Origin of the sequence: Furfurilactobacillus milii, from assembly GCF_021654115.1 — a bacterium.
Taxonomy (GTDB): domain Bacteria; phylum Bacillota; class Bacilli; order Lactobacillales; family Lactobacillaceae; genus Furfurilactobacillus; species Furfurilactobacillus milii.
In genome coordinates this window covers 89,912-110,879 of record NZ_JAIWJF010000005.1, presented here as the reverse complement: position 1 = coordinate 110,879, position 20,968 = coordinate 89,912, and the positions used below count along the sequence as shown (strand labels likewise).

20 protein-coding genes are annotated in these 20,968 nt (G+C 44.1%); 4 read left to right on the top strand and 16 right to left on the bottom strand.

All coding sequences use genetic code 11. The annotated features are described in order from the left end of the window. Positions 1-107 precede the first annotated feature (107 nt). From cydC to LDK34_RS07645, 4 genes are all read right to left on the bottom strand, one after another. Positions 108-1,850 (bottom strand): thiol reductant ABC exporter subunit CydC, encoded by a 1,743-nt coding sequence (gene cydC, locus LDK34_RS07660; protein WP_420871577.1) that lies wholly within the window; start codon positions 1,848-1,850, stop codon positions 108-110. Further along, positions 1,847-3,589, bottom strand: coding sequence for a thiol reductant ABC exporter subunit CydD (cydD, locus tag LDK34_RS07655; protein WP_178942177.1), 1,743 nt, complete (start codon positions 3,587-3,589; stop codon positions 1,847-1,849). The genes cydC and cydD overlap by 4 nt, the downstream gene beginning before the upstream one ends. A 355-nt stretch (positions 3,590-3,944) precedes the next feature. Further along, entirely contained in the window at positions 3,945-4,943 is a 999-nt protein-coding gene (gene cydB, locus LDK34_RS07650; protein ID WP_178942176.1) for a cytochrome d ubiquinol oxidase subunit II, read from the bottom strand. Further along, complete coding sequence (locus tag LDK34_RS07645) at positions 4,936-6,414, bottom strand: cytochrome ubiquinol oxidase subunit I (protein WP_178942175.1); 1,479 nt, start codon at positions 6,412-6,414, stop codon at positions 4,936-4,938. Before LDK34_RS07645 ends, cydB begins: the two co-directional genes overlap by 8 nt. Before the next feature lie 358 nt (positions 6,415-6,772). Between LDK34_RS07645 and LDK34_RS07640 the strand changes: the two genes are divergently transcribed. Further along, on the top strand, positions 6,773-7,726 hold the full coding sequence (locus tag LDK34_RS07640) for an NAD(P)-dependent oxidoreductase (protein ID WP_178942174.1): 954 nt from the start codon (positions 6,773-6,775) through the stop codon (positions 7,724-7,726). Positions 7,727-7,808: 82 nt separating this feature from the next. Here LDK34_RS07640 and LDK34_RS07635 read toward each other — a convergent pair whose 3' ends face one another. Then, positions 7,809-9,221 (bottom strand): amino acid permease, encoded by a 1,413-nt coding sequence (locus tag LDK34_RS07635; protein ID WP_178942173.1) that lies wholly within the window; start codon positions 9,219-9,221, stop codon positions 7,809-7,811. 153 nt (positions 9,222-9,374) lie between these two features. Here LDK34_RS07635 and LDK34_RS07630 point away from each other — a divergent pair, with 153 nt between their 5' ends. Next, a complete protein-coding gene (locus LDK34_RS07630; protein WP_178942172.1) occupies positions 9,375-10,076 on the top strand; it encodes an ABC transporter ATP-binding protein in 702 nt (233 codons plus the stop codon). Between the two features lie 6 nt (positions 10,077-10,082). Continuing rightward, the gene (locus tag LDK34_RS07625; RefSeq protein ID WP_178942171.1) at positions 10,083-12,695 is read left to right on the top strand and encodes an ABC transporter permease; all 2,613 of its coding nucleotides are present in this window, start codon (positions 10,083-10,085) and stop codon (positions 12,693-12,695) included. A gap of 155 nt (positions 12,696-12,850) precedes the next feature. Here LDK34_RS07625 and LDK34_RS07620 read toward each other — a convergent pair whose 3' ends face one another. The 3 genes from LDK34_RS07620 to LDK34_RS07610 form a co-directional block, all read right to left on the bottom strand. Then, on the bottom strand, positions 12,851-14,083 hold the full coding sequence (locus tag LDK34_RS07620; protein WP_236941625.1) for a hypothetical protein: 1,233 nt from the start codon (positions 14,081-14,083) through the stop codon (positions 12,851-12,853). Between the two features lie 33 nt (positions 14,084-14,116). After that, positions 14,117-14,635: a DUF2892 domain-containing protein gene (locus tag LDK34_RS07615; RefSeq protein ID WP_178942169.1), complete on the bottom strand. Its 519-nt coding sequence runs from the start codon at positions 14,633-14,635 to the stop codon at positions 14,117-14,119. A gap of 140 nt (positions 14,636-14,775) precedes the next feature. After that, positions 14,776-15,012, bottom strand: coding sequence for a helix-turn-helix transcriptional regulator (locus tag LDK34_RS07610; protein WP_236941624.1), 237 nt, complete (start codon positions 15,010-15,012; stop codon positions 14,776-14,778). Positions 15,013-15,152: 140 nt separating this feature from the next. Here LDK34_RS07610 and LDK34_RS07605 point away from each other — a divergent pair, with 140 nt between their 5' ends. Further along, a complete protein-coding gene (locus LDK34_RS07605; RefSeq protein ID WP_178942168.1) occupies positions 15,153-15,413 on the top strand; it encodes a helix-turn-helix domain-containing protein in 261 nt (86 codons plus the stop codon). A gap of 87 nt (positions 15,414-15,500) precedes the next feature. Here the strand turns inward: LDK34_RS07605 and rpsI are convergent, their stop codons facing one another. From rpsI to rplQ, 8 genes are all read right to left on the bottom strand, one after another. Next, positions 15,501-15,893, bottom strand: a complete 393-nt coding sequence (gene rpsI, locus LDK34_RS07600; RefSeq protein ID WP_017262683.1) for a 30S ribosomal protein S9 — start codon at positions 15,891-15,893, stop codon at positions 15,501-15,503. Between the two features lie 13 nt (positions 15,894-15,906). Continuing rightward, positions 15,907-16,350 (bottom strand): 50S ribosomal protein L13, encoded by a 444-nt coding sequence (gene rplM / locus LDK34_RS07595; protein ID WP_178942167.1) that lies wholly within the window; start codon positions 16,348-16,350, stop codon positions 15,907-15,909. A 108-nt stretch (positions 16,351-16,458) separates the two neighbouring features. After that, positions 16,459-17,241 (bottom strand): tRNA pseudouridine(38-40) synthase TruA, encoded by a 783-nt coding sequence (gene truA, locus LDK34_RS07590; protein ID WP_178942166.1) that lies wholly within the window; start codon positions 17,239-17,241, stop codon positions 16,459-16,461. Positions 17,242-17,272: 31 nt separating this feature from the next. Beyond that, positions 17,273-18,073: an energy-coupling factor transporter transmembrane component T family protein gene (locus LDK34_RS07585; protein ID WP_236941623.1), complete on the bottom strand. Its 801-nt coding sequence runs from the start codon at positions 18,071-18,073 to the stop codon at positions 17,273-17,275. After that, positions 18,073-18,936 carry an energy-coupling factor ABC transporter ATP-binding protein gene (locus tag LDK34_RS07580; protein ID WP_236941622.1) on the bottom strand — a complete coding sequence of 288 codons (864 nt, stop codon included), beginning with the start codon at positions 18,934-18,936 and terminating at the stop codon, positions 18,073-18,075. Before LDK34_RS07580 ends, LDK34_RS07585 begins: the two co-directional genes overlap by 1 nt. Further along, entirely contained in the window at positions 18,912-19,754 is an 843-nt protein-coding gene (locus tag LDK34_RS07575; RefSeq protein WP_178943440.1) for an energy-coupling factor ABC transporter ATP-binding protein, read from the bottom strand. Before LDK34_RS07575 ends, LDK34_RS07580 begins: the two co-directional genes overlap by 25 nt. Continuing rightward, on the bottom strand, positions 19,748-20,272 hold the full coding sequence (locus tag LDK34_RS07570) for a hypothetical protein (protein ID WP_178942163.1): 525 nt from the start codon (positions 20,270-20,272) through the stop codon (positions 19,748-19,750). Before LDK34_RS07570 ends, LDK34_RS07575 begins: the two co-directional genes overlap by 7 nt. A gap of 304 nt (positions 20,273-20,576) precedes the next feature. After that, positions 20,577-20,960, bottom strand: coding sequence for a 50S ribosomal protein L17 (rplQ, locus tag LDK34_RS07565; RefSeq protein WP_017262676.1), 384 nt, complete (start codon positions 20,958-20,960; stop codon positions 20,577-20,579). Positions 20,961-20,968: the final 8 nt, after the last annotated feature.

Genomic DNA, 20,968 nt, shown 5'->3' with positions numbered 1-20,968 from the left:
CATCCAGAATAAGGTGTCTTTAGCATGCAACTTATTTTCGAAACAACCGTGCATCACGATTTTTGCCATTAACAACACAATCTTAACGTACTGTTTTAAATCATGTTTTAGCGACCTTTATCAAGATCATAAAGGCTTCTAAACCGGTCACTTGTCTGATACAACTCATGCGGTTTGCCAATCATTTCAAACTGACCATGTTCAAGAAAACGAACCGAATCAACATGTGTGATCCCTTCCAAATGATGAGTGACCCAAATGATTGTTTTATCTTTCAATAAATCAAAGATTGTATTTAACAACTCATGTTCAGTGATAGGATCCAGCGAAACAGTTGGTTCGTCCAAGATAATAATCGGCGCATCCTGCAATAAAATTCTGGCAAGCGCAAAACGCTGACGCTCCCCACCAGAGAATCGCGCACCGGCTTCTTCAACGAGCGTATTGTAGCCGTTTGGCAATTTCTCAACCAACTGCTCCAGTTCAACCGCTTTAATGGCTGCTTTAACCTGATCATCGGTAGCAGAGAGATTGCCCAAACGCACGTTATTTATAATTGTTGTATTAAACAAGTATGGTTGTTGATCGAGCACACCAAACAGTTTGCCACGATCCTCTTGAAGTTTATCAATCGTGATGCCATTCAGTTTGACTGTCCCCTGAGTTGGCTGTTCATCTCCCAGCATTAACTTCAGCAACGTAGACTTTCCTGTGCCTGAAGGTCCGAGTAATGCCACTTTGTCACCACGATTAATGGTCCAATCAATGTCGGACAACACGGCCTGCTGACCATCTGCATACTTGAAATCAACGTGATCGATGGTCAGTGACTCAAAATCTTCGGCAGCAAGGTGTGTTTGAGCAACTGGCGCCACAATGTTTTGGTCCAGCTGGTTAACACGTTTGATTGAATCTTGATAAACCGGCCATTCTGAAACACCTTGGGGGATCGAAGCAAAGGCATCCGTGGCTGGGAAAATAGCCAACACAAACGCAGCAATCCAGTTCAGTGCCAGATGACTAGTCTGAAAGTAACTGCCAGCCCAATAAATCATAACGACCGCAATAACGCCAATCATTAACTGAACAACTAAATCGCGCCACCATTGAAACTTGTTGTCAGCCGTTTGCAAGTCGCGCATATCTGTCAGCGGACCCGTTTGATGATCCATAAAATCTTTTTCGCGACCAGAAATCATCCAGTCGCTGACTCCCAACACAGCATCCGTCATGGACGTATACAGGCGTTGTTGTGTTTTCTTCTGATGAAACTCGCGAGCACCGTTTAAGGCGACGGACACTAACGGCATCAAAATCACAATCACGCCCAACAACAAGGCCATCAGTGCAGCAAACGGCCAACTAAAAGTCCCCAGTGCAATTACAACGAAGAGATACAGCAACCAACCTACAATAAGTGGAAAGACCGTTCGTAAGTACAAATTCTCAATATGGGCAATATCTTCAGCTAATAGTCCAAGAATATCCCCCGTTTGATGACGTTGACGAATCGCTACCGCATCACGCTCCACAGATTGGTACAATTTCTTCCGAAAATCAGACACAATCCGGAGCACCCAATTATGACTGGTTAAACGTTCAGCATACTTAAAGGATGGTCGGGCAATCCCAAATGCCCGGACCAGAACGATAGTTGCATAAATCAACATAATATTAAAGGGGTGTTGCGCCGCACGACTGATTAGATACCCCGAGGTAAACATCAGCGCCGACCCTGTAAAAGTGGTCAAAAAGCCCAGCAGTAGTACCAGAACCAACAAGAAGCGATATTTGCGAAGGTAAGGCATTACCCATGAATCGTGTTTAAAAGTGTCAAAGAATCCATTCACAATGCATCACCTCCCATTTCACGACGAAGCGCCGTATAGGCCCCATTCTGCTTAGCCAGTGCGTCAGGCGTGCCCTGTTCCACAACTCGGCCGTGCTCAATCACCAGCAAATAATCCATTTCATTAAGCCAGTGTAAACGGTGAGTGGCAAAAAAGACTAAGTGATTAGCAAACACTGGTTTGATCGTTTCTTTGAGGCCAACTTCCGTTTCAATATCCAAATGAGCAGTTGGTTCATCAAACAATAGAATGCGGCGACTCTGATCCAAAAAGGCTCGCGCTAAAGCGATTCTTTGTGCCTGCCCGCCCGAAACACCACGGGCACCTTCACCAATTTCTGTTTGCAAACCCTCCGGCAGCGTGGCCACCCAGTCCGTCAACCCAGCGCTGGCAATCGCTTGCGAAACCGCCGCATCGTCAGCGTCTGGTGTATAAAACTTAATGTTATCCGCTAACGTCGCATGGAATAAATATGGCGCCTGAGGAATGTATAAGAATTGTCGCTGCCAAGCCTGCTGGCTGAGATGTGGTACTGTAACACCATTTATCGAAATGCGACCCGCATCTTGATTATTAGGCGTTAAAAAGCCGCCAAGTAAATTAATCAAGGTTGACTTTCCTGATCCCGAGGGTCCAATAATACCAATCTTTTGATAGCCGTTCGCTGTAAAACTAATGTCGGTTAAGGCCGTCTCATCAGGCTTGTCATAGCCAAAATTAACGTGTTCCAAACGCAATTGACTCTCGGACGTCCACGTAGCCTGCTGATCAGTCAACAAATTGCGATCCGTTGGCACTGGCGTATTCAACACTTCAAGAACGGCAGTCAACGCATTTTTACCGTTTAGCGTGGCATGATAATCATTGGCAAAGTTCCGAATTGGTAAGAAATACTCTGGTGCCAAAATAAGAATGGTTAATGCTGGGAACAATGCGATGTGACCTGCTACTAAGCCAAGTCCTAGAAAAACGGCGACAACGGCGATTGACAACGTCGTGAAAAAGTCGAGCGCAAACGTTGACAGAATGGCGATTGTTAGCGTCCCCATCACCCGCTTACGGTGGTCCTCAGACACGGCGTAAATATTGTCAGCATAGGCTTCACTCAAGCCCAATTGTTTTAATGTCGGCAACCCTCGCAATGCATCCACGAAATTATTCGATAACTGCGTATAACTGGCAAATTCACGGTTAGCCTTATCACGGGCTGCATAACCCAAGATAATCATGAATAAAATAATGACCGGAAAAATAACTAACAGGAACAGTGCTTCCTGCCACCGTAAAAAGAATAAGTAAACCAACAATACTGTCGGAATAATCATCATGTCAAAAATCTTAATAACAACCAACATCAAGTAAGTGTTGACTTGGTTCATACCATCCAGTGCCATGGTAACAACTTTCCCAGTTCCCTGTTTGGCAACAATGCTGGGACCAATGGCCACGAGTTTCTGTAGCAGCTGTTGACGTAGATCAAACACCGTTTGGTCCGCCCACGGCTGCATTACCCGATTCTTCAGCATCACTAAGATCTGTCTTAACGCAAAAAAGCCCGCAAACAATAATACGGGCCATAAAATGCGCGTTTCAGCTTCCCGATTCCATAAATCCGTCAGCGTCCGCGATAAGAACACACCTTGAAAGAGAATGCTAAACGCTTGCAGTAACACTAAACCTGCCAGAACGATTAACATCTTCGTGATGCCGGGCAAGCGAAAGATACGTCGATCAATCATTCAATCCTACACTCCTAACTTTTCCCAACATCTCGGTCAGTTTCTACAATTTTCATCGATTATTTTAGTTTGAATAAGATTACGAAAAAAGTGATGTTACTGCCGTTTCGCTGGTGAGGGACGCCGTTTCATGGGACCGGTCTCAGCCTCCGAAAACCACGGAGTCTTCTACCTCGACTTCGAGCCCCCAAACCAGGTCTCGAAGGTCGTCCCGCAATAATAAGTGGCCTTCGCCACCTATTATTGCTTTCACGAAACTCTGTCCCTCACCCGCTACACTTCACCACGGTTCCCGGTAAATAAGCAGTCGCCTCAACCGTAAACTAAACAATAAATACTTTATTCACGCCAATAACTAATTTGCCTTAATTCGTTTGTAAAAGACCCAGTAGCTCCAAATCTGGTAGGCCAAGACAAATGGCAAAATGCATAATGCAATCCATGTCATCAAGTTCAATGTGTAGGCTGAACTTGATGCGTTTTTAATCAGAATGCTGTTAGCTGCGTTGTTGGCTACCATGACGCGTGGGAACAAGCCCACGAACAGCAACATGACAACAGCCGGCAACGTCAAACCACCGCTGATGAAGGACGTTACTTCCCAATCCTTCAACGTAGCCACGTAAGCCAGAACACTCAACAATACAATGGCGGCTAAAATCAATAACGTTGAAATCGGCTTCTTCGTGAAGAAATCTGTGTAGACGTAAACCAAAATTGCAAAGACAACTTCGCCAGCAAATAGAACAGGATATAAAACCTTGCCCCATACACGCGCCCGCTCACGTAACGTTCCTTCCGTCTTCAAACGGACAAAGTTTAATCCGTGAAGGTAGCAGAGCAAGGCAACAGCAACGCCACCCACGATAGAGAACCAGTTAACGTAATCAGTAAAGTGACCGATGACATCACCCTGTGTATCGATCGGCATCCCCTTTACCATATCGGTAAAAATCATACCAAGTAAGAATGGTGCAGCAAGTGACGAAATCGTCAGTGACCACTCCCAGAACCGACGCCAGAAATCGGTGCGCATTTCATTTCGAAATTCAAATGAAACACCACGCATGATTAATGCGACCAATACCAGCAAAAACATCACGTAGAAACCGGAAAATAAGGAAGCGTACCAAGCGCCAAAGGATGCAAACATCGCACCACCAGCAGTAATCAGATAAACTTCATTTCCGTCCCAATGTGGTCCGATGGAACGGACTAACGCATTACGTTCACTCTCATTGTTTGCCAAGGTGTTCACCGACATACCAACCCCGAAGTCGAATCCTTCGAGGAAGAAGAAGATGGCGAACAGCAGGCCAATGAGCAAGAACCAAACAAATTGTAAGCTACTCATGGTTGAAGGCCCCCTTTGCGTACGGATCAACACTCTCATCCGTATCCTGTTTGTCTTCGTCATTGACGCCATAACCACTTTGCAAATCAGCATCTGGTCCAGCGACAAGAACACGGTGGCTCAGAACAATCATGACTGCGCCCATGCCCGCAAACAGTAAGAAGTAAATAATATTACTAAAGAGCAATGAGCCAACCGTAACATGCGGCGATACCGCATCAGCAATGGTTAATAATCCATAAACAACCCATGGATACCGACCCAACTCGGTGACAAACCAGCCGGCTGTGTTAGCAATGAATGGTAGCCATAGAGACAATCCTAAAATGTACAAGAACCAACGATAGCGCACAATCTGATCAGACTTCTTGCGGTTCCAATACAATCCTAAGATGGCTAACAGAGCAAAGACACCAGCAGAAACGGCCATGATCCGGAAACTGTAGAACAAAGTATGCATCGGAACAAAGTAATTCATGTTCTTGCCAAATTTCTTGTCATACTGTTTGTGCAACTGCTTGTTCAACGGATTAGCACCAGTAACGGCACCACTTGGCTTGTGATAGGACAGCATACTCAAAACATAAGGAATCTCAATGCTCCAAGTAACCTTGTGATCCTTGTTGTCCATACCTTCAACAATCGCCCATGAAGCATGGTCACCCGTCGTTTTGTACAAACCTTCAGTAGCCGCAAACTTCATTGGTTGGTTCTTAATGATGTATTGCGTTTGCTGATCCCCAACGGCAGTAACGCCGATAGCAGCAACCAAACCAACAATCAAGCTAATCTTGATACTCTTGCGCCAGAATTCGATATCCTTGCCCTTTAAGATCCGCCAAGCTGATGACCCAGCAATGACAAAGGCAGCCGTTAAAAACGCGCCAAACAGCACGTGAGGCAATTCCAGCCACAATTGTGGGTTCTTAACTACGTCGGCAAAACTGACCATAACAGCTTTAGTATTACCGTTGACTGTCTTCAATGCATATCCGACAGGATCCTGCATGAATGAGTTGGCCGCCAAGATCCAAACTGCTGATAGCATTGAACCAATGGACGTCAACCAAATAAACAGACAGTGCCAGACTGGTTTAAACCGATCCCAGGTAAACATCCACAGTCCAATGAATGTCGATTCCAGGAAGAATGCAGCCAGCGCTTCAATGGCCAGTGGTGCACCAAAAATGTCGCCCATGAAGCGTGAGTACTGTGACCAGTTCATTCCGAACTGAAATTCTTGAATGATCCCGGTCACTACCCCAACTGCGAAAGACAGTAAGAAAATTTTTCCCCAAAACTGGGTCATTTTCTTATAAATGTCCTTCTTTTGAATAACATAGTTCGTTTCCATAATGGCAACCACGAATCCTAAACCGATTGAAAACGGTACGAAGAAAAAGTGGAAGACGGTTGTCATCGCGAATTGAAAGCGAGCTAGCGAAAGAATGCTAAGACCTAATATTGACATCGCACTTCGCCCCTTTATGAAGAATAATTGCGAGTAACTTCACAAAATAAACTGAACCCGCATCTTGGTGGACTAGCCAAAACGCTGTCAGCATTATCATGTGGCGGCCAATTCAATTGTAAACAAGACATTATGTAAAAATACCATTGAATGAAACCGCTCTCTACAACAAATTATATCGACTGATAAATGAGTTTTCAAATTTAAGGACGATTTACTTTCATTTTCACATCTAATTTTCAGCATTTAAATGACGATACTGTTAAGTGACTTAACGAGCGTTTAAACTAACTTATCTTTGTTCAGTCACGTTATAATAAATTCGTGTAAGTCGCAGATTAAGAGGAGGACGGCATCGATGGAACAATTATTAGCAATAATGCCATTATCAGAAGAACAACGCTCAACAGTTAGAAACATGGGGGTAAATATTGTCACTGCAGATGACATCGCCCGTAAACAAGTGGCTCCCGACGATATCACCATTATGTACGGGTGGAATGCCGAAATCAGTCTACCCGTTTTAAAAGCACCTCACAGTCATTTGAAGTGGATTCAAACATTTTCTGCCGGTGTCGACTACTTGCCACTGTCAGAAATTGCGCAACATCACATCGTAGTGACTAACGCCAGTGGGATTCATGGTCCAGCAATTGCCCAGGCCATCTTGGGATATATCTTCTACTTCACCCGTGGTCTCTGGACGGCTGAACAACGACGGCCACAACATTTCTGGGAACAATCCGCAGACGACCTGCTAGTAGCTGACGAAACCTCGGCCATTATTTTCAGCACTGGCCACATTGCCGTCGAAACGGCACGTTTGCTACACCAGATGAATGTTCATGTCGCCGGTGTCAACCGAACTGGCCATCCAGCGGATAATTTTGACGAAACGTACGCAATCGATGACTATCAAAAAGGTTTGGCAAAAGCTGACATCATTATCAATGTGATGCCCGGAACGCCAGCCACAACCGGCTTCTTTAACCAACAATTCTTTGATCAGCTAGACCATAAGCTTTTGTTTATCAACGTTGGCCGAGGTTCTTCTGTCGTCAACGAAGCTTTACTGAATGCCATAAAACAAGGCCGTGTTAAGTACGCTGCGCTGGACGTTGTGGACCCAGAACCGTTGCCAAAGGATTCGCCGCTGTGGGCTAATGACCACATTCTGCTCACGCCGCACGTATCCGGTGTTGTTGATCACCTTGATACGCGTCTCTTCCCAATTTTGTACGACAACCTCAAAACGTTTGTCAGCACCGGATTAGTCAGTCGCAACCAAGTCGACCTATCAGCTGGTTACTAATTAAATCGTTGGTAACAAAAATGAGCTTATGTAAAAATACATAGGCTCATTTTTTGTATTCACGATTCTGATTCAGATAAAATCACTTATATAATCGTTGCCGCGCTAAACTGTGACGGTATCCATAAGTTGCATAAATCGTTAACCCTACGGCCTGCCAGATCACAAACGCAATCCACGTAAAGACCTGCAGCATCAGCATTAAGCCGATACAAAGAATGAATGACAAAATCGGCAAGTATGGGTATAACGGCACATGAAAAGCTGCCTTAACATGGGCAAAATCAGGATTGCGCCGCAGAAATACGACCCCTAACGAAACCAGCGCAAAAGCGAACAACGTCCCAATGTTAACCAACTCTGAGACTAAGCTGATGGGAATAAAAGCAGCAAATACGGCAGCAAACAAGCCAAATAGAATGGTGTTTGATACTGGCACATGTGTTTTCGGGCTCAGCTTGTGCAATCGTTGTGGTAACAGACCATCACGAGAAATCGCAAAAATCAGTCGTGTACCACCGTAAGACATGACTAGCAATACTGTCGTCATCCCCACAATTGCACCTAGTGAAATAATGCCAGACAAGTTTGTTAAGTGAAGATACTGTAAAGCGAAAGCGACGGGGTCAGCCACATTCAGTTTGGTATACTTCACGATGCCGACCAATACCGTCGCCAACGCAATGTACAAAATAGACGCAATTACCAATGACATGCTAATGCCGATGGGCATGTCGCGTTGCGGACGCTTAACTTCTTCAGCGGCTGACGACACAGCATCGAAGCCAACGTAAGCGTAAAAGGCTAGCGCTGCTCCTTTAAACACCCCGCCAACGCCGAACGGCATGAAGGGATGATAGTTTGCTGGCTTCACATAGAAAACTGCAACACCAATAAAAAGCAAGATAACCGCAATTTTCAGTACGACCATCGCCGTGTTGACACGCGCTGATTCGTGCACGCCACCTAGTAACAACACGGAAATAACCATTACAATTAAAAAAGCAATTAAATCAAAACGCCCACCTGGTACACTGGCCGTTCCTGGCGCAGCTCGCAGGAAGACTGGCAGCCGCCATCCAAACCCGGCAAGAATATTTTGAAAGTACGCTGACCAACTCGTGGCCACTGAGGAAACAGAAAACATATATTCTGATACCAATGACCAGCCTAGCACCCACGCAACCAACTCACCAAATACTGTATAAACATAGGTGTAGGCACTGCCGGCCAAAGGAATGGTTGATGAAAATTCCGAATAGCACAGCGCTGCTAAGGCACAAACAAACGCCGCCAGCACAAATGACAGCATCCCTGCTGGTCCAGCGTGAAGTGATGCGATAACTCCGGGCGTAATAAAAATTCCGGCCCCAACAATGGCGCCAACTCCCATAGTCGTGAGGTTAAAAGCCGATAACGTTTTTTCCAAACCAGATTGTTTTAAAATATCATTGCTCGTATCTTTTTTGACGAACAAATCGCGAACCTGTGCCATTGTCGGCGCCCCCTTTCATGAGTCACTGTAATAAATTCATTCGTAAATTGCAATTAGTAAAGTGTATCAATTTAAACAAGCAATGGCAAAGCTTATTCTTGTCTCTATTTTATGACATCGGCATAATAAAGGTAACCATTACAGGAGGCACTCATGGCATATATTGATGTAAGACATGAATTTAAAACCTATCAGATGGGTGAAACGACCATTGATGCCAATCACGATTTGAATTTCACCTGCGAACAAGGCCAACTTACTGTGATTCTAGGTCCAAGTGGTGCTGGCAAATCAACAGTTCTCAATATTCTTGGTGGCATGGATTCCCCAACCTCAGGTGAAGTCTTTATTGATGGTGTGGATATTGCTAGCTACACCGATCAGCAATTAACGCAATATCGCCGCGACCAAGTCGGCTTTGTGTTTCAGTTTTATAATCTTGTACCTAATCTGACGACTAAAGAAAACGTTGAATTGGCAAATTCTATTGTGCCCGATGCGCTAGATGCTGAGGCTACCCTCCAGAAGGTTGGCTTGAGCAAACGTTTGGACAATTTTCCTGCGCAGCTCTCCGGTGGTGAACAACAACGTGTCGCCATTGCTCGCGCATTAGCCAAAAATCCTAAACTCTTATTATGTGACGAACCAACAGGTGCACTGGATTTTCAAACTGGTAAACAGGTGTTACAGCTTCTACAGGACGCTTCTCGCCGTGACAATAAAACGGTCCTGATTATTACCCATAATGCAGCAATCGCCGCCATGGCCGACCGTGTCATCCACATTAACGATGCCCGCGTGCGCGAAGTAATTAACAATCCTGCTCCGAAACCAATTGCTGAGATTGAGTGGTGAGAGACGATGAAACCACTGACTAAAAACCTATTTCGTGAAATAAAGGCCTCGCGTGGCCGTTTTATCGCCATCATCTTAATCATCCTGCTAGGTAGTCTTATCTTTGTTGGCGTTCGTGCTACCGGTCCCGTATTAAATCAATCGATGACCTCAACAATTCAACGTAGCCAGTTGAGCGACGTTCAACTGCTATCTAATACTGGTTTTACAAACGATGACGTGCGCGCTGCCAACAGTGTGTCTGACGCAACTGCTGAGGCCAACAAGTTCACATACGCTACCGGTGGTTCCAACGCAGCTGCCGTTGCGCTATACGGCTATTCCACCAAGACAAACCTTAATCGCCTTGTGTTACGCACCGGCCATCTACCACAACGAGCCAACCAAATTGTGCTTGATAACAAGGCCAAGACGGATTATGACTATCGCCTCGGTCAACACTTTACCTTCAGTAAAAACAAAGTCCTCCAGCACCGGACATTTACCATTGTTGGGTTCGTCGACTCACCTCAATACATTGATAATGGTCTTCGCGGCGTCACCAATGTCGGTGATGGCACGGTCCGTTTTTTTGCAGCTGTGCCAAGTAGCCAGTTAAAAATGCCAGCTAGTCTGCTATCCGTCCGGTTCAAATCCTTACAAGGCACTGACACTTATTCAAACCATTACGTCACTGCTCGTAACCGCAAGTTGAAGCAACTCAAAACAGTTTTAAACCCACGAGCCGAACAACACAGTCGTGCACTCTATATCAATGCAACGAAACAGCTTAATGACCAATTAAATAAGCTCACAGCGGCCAAAGTCCGTTTACAAGCCGCTCAACAAGAAGTGACACAAACAAGTGGTGGCACGATGACCTCAACCCCTGAGTTAACCAATCAACTAGCATCTATTAATGCGGCTCAGAGTAAACTGACAAACGCTCGAAATAAAGTCAAGCAGCAAACGAAAACGCACTATACCTGGCAGAACCGCTCAGATTTGCCGGGGTTCTCATCGTATGGCGAATCCAGTGAGCGGATTGCGGCCATCGCTAATGTCTTTCCTGTTTTCTTCTTTTTAATCGCAGCTCTCATTACCTTTACAACCATCACACGAATGGTTGAGGAAGCGCGTGCCCAGATTGGCACTTTTAAAGCACTTGGGTACGGCAAGTGGGCCATTGCACGGAATTATCTCGCTTATGCATTAATGGCCGGCACAATTGGCGGTGTCATCGGTTCCCTACTGGGTAATGAAACAATTCCACGCTTCGTGCTGGCGTTATACAGTTCAACCATCCCCATGTCCGCCACGGTCCGTTTGGAATGGTCTTCGATTATTTTAGCTCTGTGTTTCTCCCTGATCGCCACGGTTGGTGCAGCCGGCTTTGTTGTTTGGCGTGAACTGCAAGAGGGACCTGCCGCTTTGATGTTGCCCAAGCCGCCTAAGTCTGCCAAACGGATTTTGCTTGAGCGCATTACACCACTGTGGCAACGGCTAAACTTTAATCAAAAAGTGTCCTATCGCAATTTATTCCGCTATAAAAGTCGCATGGTAATGTCAATCGTCGGTATTGCGGGCGGTTGCGCACTGATTCTATGTGGCTTTGGCATTCGCGATTCAATCACAGCCGCGGGCAACCGCCAATATCGTGATATCGTGCGTTATCAGGCTGTTATATCACTTCATGGCGCAGATGCTGACATTAGTAAGACACAGCATTTGCTACAACAAAGTGAATCCTACCAAAAGAGCACCCCCATCGCCGCTACTACCGCTAAAGTTCGCCATGGAAATGAGAGTGTCTCCTCGGTCAATGTCTTCATCCCTCAAACAACGGACTTTGCAAATTATGTCCGCCTCACGACACCAGGCGGCAGTAACATCGTGCTGCCGCAACGTGGTGCCGTATTATCACAGAAAACGGCGACTCTACTAGGAGCTCAAGTAGGCGACAGTATCAACGTAAACCTTACGTCAGCTACCAATCGGTCAATAAAGGTGGCAGCCATTACAAAGAATTACATCGGCGACTACCTTTATCTGAGCCCCGCTGCCTATCAACATGTCTGGCACAAGACCAGCAACAGCAACGCGCTTCTTGTCAAACTGAATGCACAGTCGAGCAAACAACGAAATCGCCTTGCGCACCAATTGTTACAATCTGGTGCCGTTCGTGGCACAAGTTTTGTCGCGGATCAGAGAACCACAATTGATAACATGTCCGCCACGCTGGACCCCGTGGTCGTCATTTTCATTGTGATGTCAGGGCTATTATCGTTTGTCGTGATGTATAACCTAACAAACATTAACGTTTCAGAACGAATTCGTGAGTTATCAACAGTAAAAGTTTTAGGCTTTTATGATCGAGAGGTCACGATGTACGTTGCCCGTGAAAATATTGTCCTCACGATTGTGGGTGTCATTTTAGGCTACGGCATCGGAAATGCCCTAACTTGGTATATTTTAAAGCAGGCAACGACGGCCCAGGTGATGTTTCCACTAGTCATCCATTGGTCAGGCTATATCATTGCTGCCATTCTAATGGCGCTTTTCACAGCAATCGTCATCTGGTTCACCCACCGACGTCTGAAGCGTGTGGATATGGTGTCGGCGTTGAAGGCTACGGACTGACAAGCATAACCTTGAATTTTAAAACACATTCATTCAGCTGCAAAAAAAGAACTCGCCAAAACGGTGAGTTCTTTTCTAACGTGCGAAGAATATTAACAGCATAAGATTAACAGAAACTATCCATGGCATTATATGATAAAGAATTACGTACAAAGTTACTTAATTTTGACACCCGTGGCGGACAAATTATGCTGCTCAGTTGTTAGTGAATTACTGATTTCTGAAACTGAGCTATTGTCCTTAGTAGAAACCTTTTCAATGTTCAAATGATTATTACTTAATTTGAGACCACTGATTGTCGCCTCTACATATTTGCTATCATCTGAATAACTAGTCCCTGACAGCGTATCTTCCACTTTATATAGCGCGGTAATCGTCACTTTATTACCCTCAGTTTTTGAGGCAGAGTCATCATTTACAGAGACATATGAACTCGTAGATTGATTTGAGTTGCTGGAGTACAAGCTACCAAATGAATCGTCACTAGAGTCCTGTGGTGTCGCATACATGTTTATAAAAGTACTTGTGTATTGAATGGAATCATCACTCTTGTATCGATCAGATTCTATTGAATCCGTTACGCTTTTAACTGCATCAACGTTATCAATTTTGGTTAAATCCTTCAATCCACTGACAGTGGCAGTTAAAGTATGAGATCCATGATAAGCAACGCCAGCCTTCGTAAATACCGCATTGGGCAATTTAACTTTAATTTTGTCACCGTTGCTCAATGAACCATTTTTGGCAACATGCAAATTGCTAATATCCCCATATTTGCCATTGCTACTAATAATGGTTTGACCCTTCGAATTAAAACCAACAAAAGATATTTTGAAAGACTGTAAAATTGACTCTGTTGATTCATTCTTAATACTTTTCAAACCGTGTACTCGATATTTCTTTGAAGCACTTTTAACCGGATTTGAATTGTCATGCCCTGTCGAAACAGAAAGCTTTACTTGATCACCATTAGATAAACCTTCGCTTGGAGTCACACTCACATTTGTTTCTCTGAGCCATGTACCAATCTTTGATAGTTTATCTAGATCATCTGAGTCGATATTATCAACGTTTTCTCTACTGTTTAAAATATCATTCCATGTAATTTGACCACTGACGATACGATTAGTCCAATAATCCCCAAGATTAACTTTTTTGGCATCTGCCTTAATAATTGCTTCTTCAATGGACTGATCATTATAATTTGCAACACCAGATTTATTATATCCGTTGAATGTAACATTAGCATTGCTGGATGTTAACACGTTTACTTTTCGTGTTGTTAGATAAATTGCTAAAACGCCAGCAATTAAAACAATAATTCCAGCAATCGTCCATGTTTTTCGACTAACTTTTTTTAAACGATCACTAACTTGATTTTTGGACATATTCGTCTCCTAAAACTATGTTTGTAATTTCCATTACTTTTCGTGCTGTTTATTCATCGCCTCAATGATTTGCTGGGTATTAGCTGTGACATTGCGTGAAGACTGAAATGCACTTAACGCTTCTGTTAGTTGTTGTTCCAATTCTTTACTATGATTTGCTTCAAAAAATGGCAATGAAACTTGCTTCTCAACACCCGAGCGTTCGTATGCAAACGTCGTAAGAATACCACTACCCAAAATTGCGAAACCGAGCAATATCAAGATAATTCCTGTAACTGCTGAAGACCCAATACTGGCAATACCACCCAAAGCAATCAAACCGCCTAGAAAAATACGTCCCAGCTTATATGAATTGGATGTATAAACATTTGAAATGGTATTAAGTGGTGATGTATCACGTTGTCTGCCTGCTGGCACCATCCCAAACAGTACCGTGTTAGGTATATCAACATGGAAAAAATCATTATCGACAAACATATTTCCCTTAACCCAAGGTGCAACTAAACTAACAGAAAAGCTTTTATTGGCAGTATCATTTTGATTTTCGGACATTATTTTCCCCTCATTATCTAAAAACTTAAACTAAATAAATATATTCAAACAATTTTTCATTTATCTTCGTTACGGACCATCAGACAAAATTAACCATGGCCAATCCCTTTTGTTAACCATATTTCCTCCCCCAGACACACTTAATCGCTAAAAAACAACTGTAATGGAATCCTCAATTTTCGGTTTAAAATTTGTGCTTCTTTTACCGTAAATGTGCCATTATTGTTTAATTTTCTATTCACCGTTGTCCGATTGACGCCCAATATTTCTGCAACTTCATCTTGAGTTATGTGATGTGCTTTTAAATATCCCAGTACTAACAAAGGCGGCAATTGGTCGTTTGGCTGAGAGAGTGACTGATTAATTTTTTTCATCATCTATTCTCTCCTTTTAAGGAGAGAATACATAATTTTATTAACAATTGCAAGCCTAATTAAGTGCAAATGCGACATTTGTACTAAAAACGCCTCATTAACGTTAAACTATTCATATCACATGAAAAGAAATGAGGTCTCCTATGCTACCCGAAGCAATTAAAAAGGCACGTTTGCAACGCGGAATGAGTCAAATGGATCTAGTAAGAAAAGTTGAAAATATTTATCATGTTTCTTTATCATCGAGTATGCTTTCCCGGTATGAAAACCCCAATACACCACTTCCAAATCGTATTTCGTTACCAGCACTGTTCGCGTTAACGGATTACCTAAAGATTGATTTAAACTCAATTGCAACTCAAGAAATGAATAACTGGACAAAAAATTATATAAATAAGAACTGATTCAAACTTTAACTGATCCTAGTCAGCAAAAAAAAGAACCCGCCAATTGGCAGGTTCTTTTTGTATCCAAAGTCGATAATGATAAGATTAACGCTTTGAGAATTGTGAAGCTTTACGGGCCTTTTTAAGACCGGGCTTCTTCCGTTCCTTCATCCGAGCATCACGAGTCAAAAGACCTGCGCTCTTCAGAGCTGAACGGAAATCAGGGTCAACCGTCAGTAAAGCACGGGCAATACCGTGACGAGTGGCACCGGCTTGACCGGAGAAGCCACCACCATTGACGTTAACCATAACATCGTAATTACCAGTCGTTTCTGTTGCAGCAAATGGTTGAACAACCACTTCACGCAAGTTAGCGAATGGAATGTAGTCTTCAATATCCTTACCATTCATGGTAATTTTACCAGTGCCGGGAACTAAGCGAACCCGAGCAACTGAGTTTTTCCGACGACCTGTGCCGGCGTATTGAACAGTAGCCAATGTGATTTCCCCCTTAGATTAATTTAGAAATATCCAAAACTTCTGGCTGTTGTGCAGCTTGATCATGTTGGTCACCTGCATAAACGTGAAGCTTAAGCAGTTGTTTGTGACCAAGCGTACCTGCTGGCAACATGCCCTTAACGGAAGTTTCAATCAACCGAATTGGGTTTTCATCACGAAAGTTACCTGCAGTGCGTGACTTCAAACCACCTGGATGGTTTGAGTGGTGATAGTAAATCTTGTTTGTGGCTTTCTTACCAGTCAAGCCCACTTTTGAAGCATTAAGAACAATGACAAAGTCACCCGTATCCACATTAGGGGTAAATGTTGGTTTGTTCTTGCCTCGAAGAATAGAAGCAACGACTGAACTTAAGCGTCCCAAAGGAACGTCTGTGGCGTCAACCACGTACCATTTACGGTCTACTTCACCTGGTTTTGCTAAATATGTTGTACGCACGGTATTTTCCTCCAATTTCTTGTCTGTTTGACACTCGATAAAACTTTCCGGGGCTTATCGTGGGGCAAACAATACCAAGTAATAGTGTACTGTCCTGCCCCTCATAAGTCAATTGTTATTTTCATCTGAAACGTGTTTGTCATACAGCACAGATTCTAGATACAAACCGCTAGCCGGTGCCGTTTCACGCGCTTCTTCGCGATCTTTAGCCGCCATCACTCGTGGAATGTCATTAACCGGACGACGCCCATTACCAATTTGTAACAGCAACGCTACCATAATACGAACTTGATTATAGAGAAAACCACTACCGTAAAAATCAAACACAAACTCATGATCTTCAGGACGCTCGTGAACTTGAACATCATAAATCATTCGTATATTTGACTTGGCTTGGCTGCCTGAGGCCACGAAACTGGTGAAATCATGCTCACCAATCAAATCACGGCTCGCCGTCTGCATCCTGTCGAAGTTTAACGGATATTTATAGTGTCCAGTATAGTTCCGTTTGAATGGATCGACAAACGGCGTATTGGAAACGATGTAACGATAACGTTTGCCATGCGTTGAAAAACGGGCATGAAACGTATCATCAACTTCTTCCACACTCACCACTGCCATATCAAGCGGAAACATACTATTGAGTGCTAACCGTAAATTAGGAGCCGGAATCGGCTTTGGCAAATCAAAGTGGATCACCTGCCCGTGAGCATGTACCCCAGCATCTGTTCTCCCCGATCCAAATACCTGAATGGCTGGTTGAGGATTTTTCGCAATCTGGTTTACCACTTTCGTTAAAACAGATTCAACGGTCCGCTGATGAGGCTGAACTTGAAAGCCGGCAAAATCAGTACCGTCATATTCAATAACAACTTTGTAACGTTGACTCATTACCGACCTCCCTAGTTTTCTAGAAACGCTTTTACATGTGACGCAACACGACGAGAACAATATTTAACACAAGAATGACAACAACTGCTATCGTGTCGGCGTTATGCCACTTCAATACGCGGTAACGCGTGCGGTTAGTGGCTCCTTGATAACCACGTGACTCCATGGCTGTCGCTAAATCGTCGGCTCGTCCAATAGCCCCGACAAAAAGCGGAATCAACAATGGGACAATTGCCCTCAAACGCTTGATTAAACCACCATTATTAAACTCCACTCCACGTGCACGCTGCGCATTCATAATTGTCTGAGCTTCATCCAACAACGTCGGTACAAACCGAAGCGCCACAGAGAGCATGAGAGCCGTTTGCGCCACTGGGAAGTGAATAACCCGCAATGGTCGTAAGAGCGCTTCTACGCCGTCTGCAATCGCCAATGGCGCCGTCGTCAAGGTGAGTACCGTTGCCATCGTTATAATTAACAGAAAACGTAAGAAAACTGCTGTGGAAGTTTGAATCCCCGTTGAGGTAATCATTAAAATACCCCAATGCCAGTAAATGTGCCCGCCTGGCGTAAACAATAATTGCAAAATTGCCGTAAACACAATCAACCAAATCAGTGGACCAATACCACGCACAAAATAGCTGAAACTCAGTCCTGTTAAAAAGATAACGCCGCCAATAAAGGCAAACATCAGCACATAAGTTAACCAATTTGTGGTTAAAAAGGCGATCACAATAAAATAACAAGCCAACACCAACTTAGCTCGTGGATCTAACCGATGTAACCATGAATGGCCGGGAATATAACGTCCGAGCGTAAGTTGCTCAAGCATTAACGTCCCTCCTTCGGTAACTGACCACGCAGCTGCATTGCCAGTTGTTCAGCCGTTAACGGCAACGAGTCAAATTCAAAACCACGAGTCACTAAGTGTTGCGCAAAATTAGCAGCTGTTGGTAACGCCAATTGCTGTGCTTTTACCCATTCAGGATCGGCAAAAATTTCAGCAGGTGTGCCTGCCTTAATCAAATTACTATGTGCCATCACTAGCGCCTGATCCGCATAGTCAGCAACATCATCCATTTGGTGCGTCACTAAGATAACCGTCAGTTGTTGGTCAGCTTTCAACTTAGCAAACATGGCCATCATTTCAGCTCGTCCGCGTGGGTCTAACCCGGCCGTTGGCTCATCTAAAACAAGCACGCGCGGTTGACTGGCTAAAACGCCAGCAATGGCAACGCGCCGCATCTGTCCACCAGACAACTCAAATGGTGAACGGTTTAGCAACTCATCTGGTAACCCAACGTCATGAGCCGCCTGATGTGCCAAACTCATTGCCTCTTCATTAGTGAAGCCAAAGTTAAGGGGACCAAACGCGATGTCACGCTCCACCGTTTGGTCAAACAACTGATTCTCAGGGAATTGAAATACCATCCCAACATGTTGATGAAGTGACTTTAGGTGTTTATTTGTTGTTTTAGCAGTTAACTGAAAATCATCCACTGTAACTGTGCCACTTGTGGGCTTAAGCAAACCATTCAAGTGCTGAACGAGTGTACTTTTGCCACTCCCTGTATGACCAATAATCGCAGTAAACGATTCACTAGGAACAGTGAAACTAACATCGCTTAGCCCGACTGCCTCAAACGGCGAGTTGGGCTGGTACATATAGTTTACATGGTCAAATGTGATTGCCATAACCAATCCTCCAACTCGTCGTCTGTTAAGTACTGTTTCGGGGCGATTAGTCCTTGTTTAGCCAATTGTTGACTCAATTTTGTGCTAAACGGTAAGTCTAGCCCCGTGGACTCAAGCAACTGTTCGTCACTAAAAATAGTGCGAGGTGTCCCCTCACTGATTAACTGGCCGTTATCCATGACTAGCAATCGTTGTGCTTGTGCGGCCTCACTTAAATCATGAGTGATTGATAAAATGGTCGGTGCCTGGTTAGAACGACGTAAATGTTGTAATACAGACAACACTGTCTGTCGTCCGTGAGGATCCAGCATGCTGGTTGCCTCATCCAGTACAATAATACTGGGGTTCATCGCAATGATTCCGGCTAGGGCAACCCGCTGCTTTTGCCCACCTGACAAACGGCTGGGCTCTCGTTCTGCAAATTGCCACATATCGACGGCTTCTAAAGCATCCTGAACACGTTGCTGCATTTCGGGACGCGGTATCCCCGCATTTTCCAAGCCAAAGGCCACATCATCGGCCACCGTCGCTCCGACAAACTGGTTGTCTGGGTTCTGAAACACCATACCAATGTGTTCACGAACCAGCCAAACCGACTCTGGTGACAATTTTGTTCCGGCTACAGTAACTGTTCCCGATTTAAAATCAATAAGGCCATCTAAAGCGCGAACCAACGTACTCTTACCACTGCCGTTATGGCCAACGATAGCCACCCATTCTCCGGCATTCACCTCAAAAGAAATATGATTTAATGTTGGCCGGTCTGCATCGGGATATTGATAAGATAAATCGTTTACTGAAATGATCTTTGTCACGATGTTCCCCCACTTCCTGCCATATTGGCATGGTTGTTAATTTTAAACTGGTGTTGTTCGCCGGTATGTGCGGCATGAATTAGACGCCCCATATAATTTTGATATAACTGAAAACACTGTTTATTACCGTGTTTTAAAGACAATTTAGCGACATTAGGCTCTTTAAGCAGTGCTGTATTCCAGCGGGCAATATCGGTCGCCGTCGCCGGATTATTCAATCCAAACTGATCAAGTTGATTAAAAGCGACATTAACAAGTTGCCCGTGTTCATCAACGTTGACAACAGCGAACACACAATACCCATCAACATAATGACTTTCACTCAACGTGTACGCACCAGGTTTAAATGCCTCTTTAGGCAAAACTTTGGCCGCTCGCTCACTTAGCCGACGCAAACGTGATTCATGTTCTTCGTGACGTCGTTGAGCGTTAATAGTTGTAATAGCGGTTGCCCCGAGTGCAAGCACTGCTAGTAGGACAACTACAAGACCTGTAATTAACTTTGCATGTTTCGTTTGCACTCAGTATCCACCTCATTATAAAACGAATAATACCGCACTATTTTAGCGAAAAGTAGACCAATACGCAAGCAACGCTGAAACCATTGGTAAACTCGCGTGATTAATTAATTCTATGTACAAAAAAATCACTTAGCATCACGGCACGAGTAAAATACTCATTCAAGCTAGACTGGGCGAACGCGATCGCCATCATCATAACGCTTTATACCATTGACACTAGTGATTAATTTGAATATTCAAATACTAAATATATCCGTCGATACATTTAGGGTAGCTATTCAGACTACCATTGAACAGGTAATGATTAGTCAACGAATTCCAAGATAACCATTTGCGCAGCATCGCCACGACGAGGCATAGTCTTGTACATCCGTGTGTAACCACCATTACGTTCAGCAAACTTAGGTGCTAAGTCATCAAATAACTTTTGCAATGCAGTTTGCGCTTTAACGTTGTCACCGTCTTCTTTGACATCTGCAACAACGTCACGAACGAAAGCAGCTGCTTCACGACGAGCATGCAAGTCGCCTTGCTTACCCCAAGTAATCATTTGATCTGTAGTCTTACGAACTTCCTTGGCGCGTGCTTCGGTTGTTTCGATCCGACCATTAACAATCAAACTGGTTGTTAAATCGCGTAACAAAGCTTTACGTTGTGAACTAGTACGTTGTAATTTACGGTAGCCCATGCTTGAAC

Coding starts and splice junctions, on each gene's coding strand:
- cydD (WP_178942177.1), bottom strand. CDS start 3,589: ATGATTGATCGACGTATCTTTCGCTTGCCCGGCATCACGAAGATGTTA.
- LDK34_RS07580 (WP_236941622.1), bottom strand. CDS start 18,936: ATGGCAATCACATTTGACCATGTAAACTATATGTACCAGCCCAACTCG.
- LDK34_RS07645 (WP_178942175.1), bottom strand. CDS start 6,414: ATGTCAATATTAGGTCTTAGCATTCTTTCGCTAGCTCGCTTTCAATTC.
- LDK34_RS07615 (WP_178942169.1), bottom strand. CDS start 14,635: ATGTCCGAAAATCAAAATGATACTGCCAATAAAAGCTTTTCTGTTAGT.
- truA (WP_178942166.1), bottom strand. CDS start 17,241: ATGAGTCAACGTTACAAAGTTGTTATTGAATATGACGGTACTGATTTT.
- LDK34_RS07605 (WP_178942168.1), top strand. CDS start 15,153: ATGCTACCCGAAGCAATTAAAAAGGCACGTTTGCAACGCGGAATGAGT.
- LDK34_RS07610 (WP_236941624.1), bottom strand. CDS start 15,012: ATGATGAAAAAAATTAATCAGTCACTCTCTCAGCCAAACGACCAATTG.
- rplQ (WP_017262676.1), bottom strand. CDS start 20,960: ATGGGCTACCGTAAATTACAACGTACTAGTTCACAACGTAAAGCTTTG.
- LDK34_RS07625 (WP_178942171.1), top strand. CDS start 10,083: ATGAAACCACTGACTAAAAACCTATTTCGTGAAATAAAGGCCTCGCGT.
- LDK34_RS07640 (WP_178942174.1), top strand. CDS start 6,773: ATGGAACAATTATTAGCAATAATGCCATTATCAGAAGAACAACGCTCA.
- LDK34_RS07585 (WP_236941623.1), bottom strand. CDS start 18,073: ATGCTTGAGCAACTTACGCTCGGACGTTATATTCCCGGCCATTCATGG.
- cydB (WP_178942176.1), bottom strand. CDS start 4,943: ATGAGTAGCTTACAATTTGTTTGGTTCTTGCTCATTGGCCTGCTGTTC.
- LDK34_RS07635 (WP_178942173.1), bottom strand. CDS start 9,221: ATGGCACAGGTTCGCGATTTGTTCGTCAAAAAAGATACGAGCAATGAT.
- LDK34_RS07630 (WP_178942172.1), top strand. CDS start 9,375: ATGGCATATATTGATGTAAGACATGAATTTAAAACCTATCAGATGGGT.
- LDK34_RS07620 (WP_236941625.1), bottom strand. CDS start 14,083: ATGTCCAAAAATCAAGTTAGTGATCGTTTAAAAAAAGTTAGTCGAAAA.